This is a genomic window from Pseudomonas sp. NBRC 111133, assembly GCF_001320605.1.
Classification (GTDB): domain Bacteria; phylum Pseudomonadota; class Gammaproteobacteria; order Pseudomonadales; family Pseudomonadaceae; genus Aquipseudomonas; species Aquipseudomonas monteilii.
This window is the reverse complement of the sequence record NZ_BCBJ01000020.1, coordinates 1-7,262: the sequence shown is the minus strand read 5'-3', so window position 1 is coordinate 7,262 and position 7,262 is coordinate 1. Positions and strand designations below refer to the sequence as shown.

The window sequence follows — 7,262 nt, the reverse complement described above, 5'->3', positions numbered from 1 at the left end:
ATTAATTGCTGACTCATCACCATCCCGGGCTATCAACGTCGATAGCCCGCAAAACCTCACGACAAAGGCGCCGTGTTGCCCCTCGCTTGCATCAGCAAGCCGGGGCAGCCGGCGCCTTTTTGCGTTCCCCCCAGGAGCCTGCCCATGGCCAACAGCGAAGTACGCAGCGTCTGCCCCTATTGCGGCGTCGGCTGTGGCATCGTCATGAGCGTTGCCGACGGCAAGGTCAGCAAGGTCAGCGGCGACAAGCAGCATCCCAGCAATTTCGGCCGCCTGTGCACCAAAGGCCTCACTGCGCACCTGCCGCTGACCGCCGCCGGGCGCATGGAAGACGCCTATGCACGCCAGCAGCGTAACCAGCAGCCGCTACGCACTAGCATCGATCAGGCCATCGCCGAAACAGCCACACGCCTGCGCGGCATCATCGACCAGCACGGTCCCGATGCCGTGGCGCTGTACGTGTCCGGGCAGATGTCGCTGGAGGCCCAGTACCTGGCCAACAAACTGGCCAAGGGCTTTATCCGCACCCGCCACATCGAGTCCAACTCGCGCCTGTGCATGGCCAGTGCCGGCAGTGGCTACAAGCTGTCGCTCGGGGCTGACGGCCCACCCGGCAGCTACCAGGATTTCGAACACGCCGACGTGTTCCTGGTGATTGGCGCCAACATGGCCGACTGCCACCCGATCCTGTTCCTGCGTTTGCTCGACCGGATCAAGGCCGGTGCGAAGCTGATTGTGGTCGACCCTCGGCGCAGCGCCACCGCCGACAAGGCCGACCTGTTCCTGCAGGTACGCCCCGGCAGCGACATGGCCTTGCTCAACGGCTTGCTGCACCTGCTACACCGCAACGGCCATACCAACCCTGACTTCATTGCCTGCCACACCGAAGGCTGGGATGAACTGCCAGCCTTTCTCGACGACTACCGCCCCGAGCGCGTGGCTGCCATCACCGGGCTGGCCGAGGCCGACATCATCAAGGCCGCCGAATGGATCGGCAGCGCCCGCAACTGGATGAGCTGCTGGACCATGGGCCTGAACCAGAGCATCCATGGCACCTGGCACACCAATGCGATCTGCAACCTGCACCTGGCCACCGGCGCCATCTGCCGCCCCGGCAGCGGGCCGTTCTCGTTGACCGGTCAGCCCAACGCCATGGGCGGCCGTGAGATGGGCTACATGGGGCCCGGCTTGCCAGGCCAGCGCTCGGCACTGGCGGAAAACGACCGCGCCTTTGTCGAACAGCAATGGCAACTGGCACCTGGCAGCCTGCGCAGCGAAGGCGGCGAGGGCACGGTGGCGCTGTTCGAACAGATGAAAGCCGGCGAAGTGAAGGCTTGCTGGATCATCTGCAGCAACCCGGTGGCCAGTGTCGCCAACCGCCAGCAAGTGATCGATGGCCTGCATAAGGCCGAGCTGGTGATTACTCAGGACGCTTTCCTCGACACCGAAACCAATCGCTATGCCGACATTCTGCTACCGGCCGCGCTGTGGGCCGAAGGCGAGGGCGTGATGATCAGCAGCGAGCGCAACCTTACCCTGATGCCGCGCGCCGTCGAGCCGCCAGGGCAGAGCCTGCCGGACTGGCAGATCATTGCCCGCGTGGCGTGCGCCATGGGTTATGCCGACGCCTTCGATTACGCCGATGCCGAAGCGGTGTACGAGGAAATCCGTCGCTTCCATAACCCTGCCACCGGGTACGACCTGCGCGGCATCGGTTATGCCGAACTGCGTGAGCAACCGCGCCAGTGGCCTTGCGCGCCTGGCCGTGACAGCGACCGCAGCCCATTGCGCTACCTGAATGACGGCAGCAGCCAGGTGCTGCTGCACGATGCCCAGGGCCAGCGCCCGGCGTTGGCCTTCCCCACCGCCAGTGGCAAAGCCCGTTTCTTCGCCCGGCCTTGGTTGCCGGCACCGGAGTTGCCGAATGACGACTACCCCATGGTGCTGAATACCGGCCGTGTGCAGCACCAGTGGCACACCCTGACCAAGACCGGCAAGGTGCCGGCATTGAACAAGCTGGAGCCCGGCCCTTTCGTCGAAATTCACCCCGAAGACGCCGCCAGGCTGGGCGTTGCCGAGAAAGACCAGGTGGCCATTCGGTCGCGCCGTGGCCAGGCCGTGCTACCTGCACGCATCAGCGACCGGGTCATGCCAGGCAACTGCTTCGCACCCTTCCACTGGAACGATGTGGTCGGCGTGCAACTGGCAATCAATGCCGTCACCTGCGATGCGGTTGACCCGCTGTCGCTGCAACCTGCGTTCAAACACTGCGCCGTGGCCCTGGAGCGGGTCGCAGGCGAACGCATCGATACCCTTGAGCTGAACACTGCCATTGCGGAGCCAGCCCGTATGCCAACTGCCACCCTGTCTCGTCTGCTTGGCCTGGACACCTTGCCGGCCCCGGTGCTGGCCGAAGAAGAACGCCATTACCTGCAAGGTTTCCTGCTGGGCCTGGACCAAAGCCGTGCCGAAGGCGTACCCAGCCTGCCGGCCAGTGCACCGCTGGCCGCCAGCCGTCGGTTGTTCGTCGACGGCTTGCTGGCCGGTCTGTTTGCCCAGCCTGCGGCGTTGCCCGCTGCGGCGTTGCCGGCGCCACTGCATCAAGTGCTGTGGGCCTCGCAGACCGGTAACGGCGAACTGTTGGCCGAGCGCTGTGCTGAGCGCTTGCGCGGTGCCGGCCTGGAGGTGCAGCTCAGTTGCATGGAGGCCGTCAGCCCGCGCCAGCTACAAGGCGCCGCCAGCGTGCTGCTGATCGCCAGCACCTTTGGCGATGGCGACGCGCCCGACAGCGCCGGGGCATTCTGGCAGGCCTTGCAGGGCGAGGAGGGCACCCTCTGCGCCGAGCTCCCCTATGCCGTGCTGGCCTTGGGTGACTCAAGTTACGACCAGTTCTGCGGTTTTGGCCGCAAACTCGACCAGCGCCTGGCCGAGCTGGGTGGGCGGCGCTTGTTGCAGCGGGTGGACTGCGAACCCGATTTTGACGCAGCGTTCGCCGGCTGGCTCGAAGCGCTGTTGCCTGCGCTGGGCACTGCTGCTGCCCCACAACCGGTCAATGAGCCTGCGCCGGTCACGATCTATGGCAAGCAGCAACCCTGGGCCGCCGCCCTGGTGGAAAACCGCCTGCTTAATGGGCCCGGTGCAAGCAAGGAAACCCGGCAACTGGTGTTCGACCTGAGCGGCAGTGGCTTCAGCTATGCAGCTGGCGATGCTCTGGGCGTATGGCCGCGCAATTGCCCGACGCTGGTCGATGAACTGCTGGCGCTGACGCAGCTCGATGGCCAGGCCATGGTCGAGTTGAAAGGCCAGCCTGCCATGCCACTGGCCGAAGCCCTGCAAGCGCATCTGGAGATTGCCAAGGTGACCCCGCAACAACTGCAGGCCTTTGCCGGCAGTGCCCCGGACCTGCAGCGCCTGTTACAGCCCGAGTGCAAAGCCGAGCTGCAGGACTGGCTGTGGGGCCGGCAGCTGGTAGATGTGCTGCGTGCTTTCCCTCAAAAACTGCCGCTGGCCAGCTGGCTCGACCTTCTCAAGCCGTTGCAGCCACGGCTTTACTCGATCAGCTCCAGCCCATTGGCGCATCCGGATCAGGTTCACCTGACCGTATCCACCGTGCGTTATGGCGAGCGCAAAGGTGTGTGTTCAAGCTTCCTTGCCGACCGTGCCCAGGCGCTGAAGGTGGCCATCTTCCCGCAGGTGTCGAAGCACTTCCGGCTGCCCGAGGACGACAGCGTGCCGGTGATCATGGTGGGCCCTGGGACTGGCATTGCACCGTTTCGTGCGTTTCTGGAAGAGCGGGAAGCGCGGGGCGCGAAAGGGGGCAACTGGCTGTTCTTTGGCGAGCAGTACGCGGCGACCGATTTCTACTACCAGGACCAGTTGCAGGCTTGGCAGGCAAGCGGTCATCTGCGGCTGGATACCGCGTTTTCCCGTGACCAGGCCGAGAAGATCTATGTGCAGCAGCGCATGCTCGAACAGGGCGCGCAGCTGTGGCAATGGCTGGAGGCAGGGGCGTACTTCTACGTGTGTGGTGATGCCCAGCGCATGGCCAAGGATGTGGATGCGGCGTTGCGTGAAGTCATTGCCGCGCATGGCGGTGTGGATGCGGATGCCTATATGGAGGCCTTGAGCAAGGCCAAGCGGTATCGGCGGGATGTTTACTGAAGTGCTCCAGGATGGGGAGCGTTGCACCTTGAATGTGCATTGCCTGTGCCGGCCTCTTCGCGGGTAACCCCGCCCCACAGGTAAGGTGCAAGTCTGCAGACCTGGGGAGATCCCTGTGGGAGCGGGCTTGCCCGCGAAGAGGCCGGTACAGGTAACGCAATTGGCACACTCCCTGCTTTACCCAAGCTACAACAAAGCCCACTGATCAACGGCGATCAACCCGGGCCACCTACCGTGATGAATACAGGCAAAGGCGCCTGGAGCTTCGGCTCCAGGCGCCTTTTTTTTGATCGAGGATCGGCTTATGAAGGCAACAGCGAGCAGCGGGCAACGAGAGCGACTGGTCATCGTCGGCAACGGCATGGTCGGCCACCATTGCGTCGAGCAACTGGTCAGCCGCGGCGCCCACGAGCGTTTCGAACTGCATGTGTTCGGCGAAGAGCGCCAACGCGCCTACGACCGCGTACACCTGTCCGAATACTTCGGCGGCAGCTGTGCCGAAACCCTGGCCCTGTGCGAGCACGATTTCTATACCGCCAACGGCGTGCACCTGCACCTTGGCGAATGCGTGCTGGAAATCGACCGCGAACGCTGCGAAGTGGTTACCGCCGAAGGCCGGTACGGCTACGACCAACTGGTGCTGGCCACCGGTTCGTACCCCTTCGTACCGCCGATCGAAGGCTCCAGCGGCAACGCCCGCCTGGTCTACCGCACCCTCGACGACCTTGATGGCATCCGGGCCGCCGCTGCCAGTGCCCGCCGTGGCGTGGTGGTTGGTGGTGGCCTGCTCGGCCTGGAAGCCGCCAACGCGCTCAAATCGTTGGGCCTGGAAGCCCACGTGGTTGAGTTTGCGCCACGCTTGATGCCGGTGCAGCTGGACGGCGAGGGCGGTGCCGCGCTCAAGGCACAGATCGAAGCGCTGGGCGTGGGCGTGCACCTGTCCCGCGCCACCCAGTCGATCAGCGATGGTGAAGCCTATCGCTACCGTATGAACTTCGAGGGTGGCGAGCACCTGGAAACCGACCTGATCGTGTTCTCTGCCGGTATTCGTCCGCAGGATGCCCTGGGCCGCACCAGTGGCCTGGACATCGCCGCGCGTGGCGGGGTGGTGATCGACAACCACTGCCGCAGCAGCGATCCGCGCATCTTTGCCATTGGTGAGTGCGCCTCGTGGAACGGCAGTGTGTTCGGCCTGGTCGCCCCGGGCTACAGCATGGCACGCAACCTGGCAGCGTTGCTGATGGGGGAAGCAGCGGTCGCGTTCACCGGTGCCGACATGTCGACCAAGCTCAAGCTGCTGGGCGTGGATGTCGGCTCGATCGGTGATGCCCACGGCGCCACACCAGGTGCGCGCAGCTACCGCTTCATCGACGAAGCCAACAGCGCCTACCGCCGGCTGGTGGTGGATGCCAGCGGCAAGCATGTACTGGGTGCGGTGCTGGTGGGCGACAACAGCTACTACGATACCTTGCTGCAGTATGCCCAGAACGGCATCGCCCTGCCGGCCGACCCGGCCGCGCTGATTCTGCCGCAAGGCGGTGGCGCGCCGGCCTTGGGCGCCGATGCACTGCCGGACAGCGCGACCATTTGCTCCTGCCACAACGTCAGCAAGGGGGCGGTGTGCGCCGCCATCGACAACGGCTGCAGCGACCTTGCCGCCGTCAAGGGGTGCACCAAGGCTGCCACGGGCTGCGGGGGTTGTGCCGCCTTGCTCAAGCAGGTGTTCGAGCATGAGCTGACGGCCCGGGGCGTCGCGGTGGACAAGAGCCTGTGCGAGCACTTCGCCTACACCCGGCAGGAGCTGTACGGGCTGGTGCGGGTGGAGGGCATCCGCACCTTCAGCGAACTGCTCGAACGCCATGGCAAGGGCCATGTGGGGTGCGACATCTGCAAGCCGGCAGTGGGCAACATCCTCGCTTCGTGCTGGAACCAGCCGATCATGGACCCGGCGCTGGTGCCACTGCAGGACACCAACGACACCTTCATGGCCAACATGCAGAAGAACGGCACCTACTCGGTAGTGCCGCGCATCCCCGGCGGTGAAATCACCCCTGACAAGCTCATCGTCATCGGCCAGGTGGCCAAGAAGTACGACCTGTACACCAAGATCACCGGCGGCCAGCGCATCGACCTGTTCGGCGCCCAGCTGCACGAACTGCCGCTGATCTGGGGGGAGTTGATCGAGGCCGGCTTCGAAACCGGCCACGCCTATGGCAAGTCGACCCGCACGGTGAAGTCGTGTGTCGGCAGCACCTGGTGCCGCTACGGTGTGCAGGACAGTGTCGGCATGGCCCTGCGCCTGGAAGACCGCTACAAGGGGTTGCGCAGCCCGCACAAGCTCAAGTTCGCGGTATCGGGCTGCACCCGCGAATGCGCCGAGGCGCAAAGCAAGGACATCGGCGTGATCGCCACCGACAAAGGCTGGAACCTGTACGTGTGCGGCAACGGCGGCATGCGCCCACGGCATGCCGAGCTGTTCGCCACCGACCTGGACGACGAAACCCTCGTACGCCTGATCGACCGCGTGCTGATGTTCTACATCCGCACGGCCGACAAGCTGCAGCGCACTTCGGTGTGGCGCGAGAACCTGGAGGGCGGGCTGGATTACCTGAAACAGGTGATCATCGATGACAGCCTGGGCCTGGCCGGCGAGCTTGAAGCGCAGATGCAGCATGTGGTGGACCAGTACGAATGCGAATGGGCCAACGCCCTCAACGACCCGGAAAAGCTCAAGCGCTTCCGCACCTTCGTCAACGACCGGCGCGCCGATCCGGACGTGCATTTCGTGCGTGAACGCGAACAACGCCGGCCCGCTGCGCCGCTGCACCTGATTCCCACTGTCGAGGAGGCTGTCTGATGAACCTGTCCAATGCTGCTGTGAAAACCTGCGAGAACTGGCAGGCTGTGTGCCAGGCGCAAGACCTGGTAGCTGACTCTGGCGTAGTGGTATGGCTCGACGGGGCCCAGGTGGCGCTGTTTTACCTGCCGGGGCAGGCCCAGCCGCTGTACGCGGTGGACAACCGCGACCCGCGCTCCGGCGCCAATATCATTGGCCGTGGGCTGGTGGGCAGTGTGCAGGGCGAGCTGGTGGTGGCGGCGCC

3 protein-coding genes are annotated in these 7,262 nt (G+C 64.8%); all 3 read left to right on the top strand.

Annotated elements, in window-relative coordinates:
• Positions 1 to 144 precede the first annotated feature (144 nt).
• Positions 145 to 4,161 carry a bifunctional nitrate reductase/sulfite reductase flavoprotein subunit alpha gene (locus tag APH36_RS04130; protein ID WP_060497600.1) on the top strand — a complete coding sequence of 1,339 codons (4,017 nt, stop codon included), beginning with the start codon at positions 145 to 147 and terminating at the stop codon, positions 4,159 to 4,161.
• 304 nt (positions 4,162 to 4,465) lie between these two features.
• Complete coding sequence (nirB, locus tag APH36_RS04125; protein ID WP_060497599.1) at positions 4,466 to 7,018, top strand: nitrite reductase large subunit NirB; 2,553 nt, start codon at positions 4,466 to 4,468, stop codon at positions 7,016 to 7,018.
• Positions 7,018 to 7,262: nitrite reductase (NAD(P)H) small subunit (locus APH36_RS04120; protein WP_060497598.1), on the top strand; the 245-nt coding region annotated here is incomplete at its 3' end. The genes nirB and APH36_RS04120, both read left to right, overlap by 1 nt.

Excerpts from the sequence above, each read along its gene's own strand:
- APH36_RS04130 (WP_060497600.1), top strand. The coding sequence starts at position 145 with ATGGCCAACAGCGAAGTACGCAGCGTCTGCCCCTATTGCGGCGTCGGC.
- nirB (WP_060497599.1), top strand. The coding sequence starts at position 4,466 with ATGAAGGCAACAGCGAGCAGCGGGCAACGAGAGCGACTGGTCATCGTC.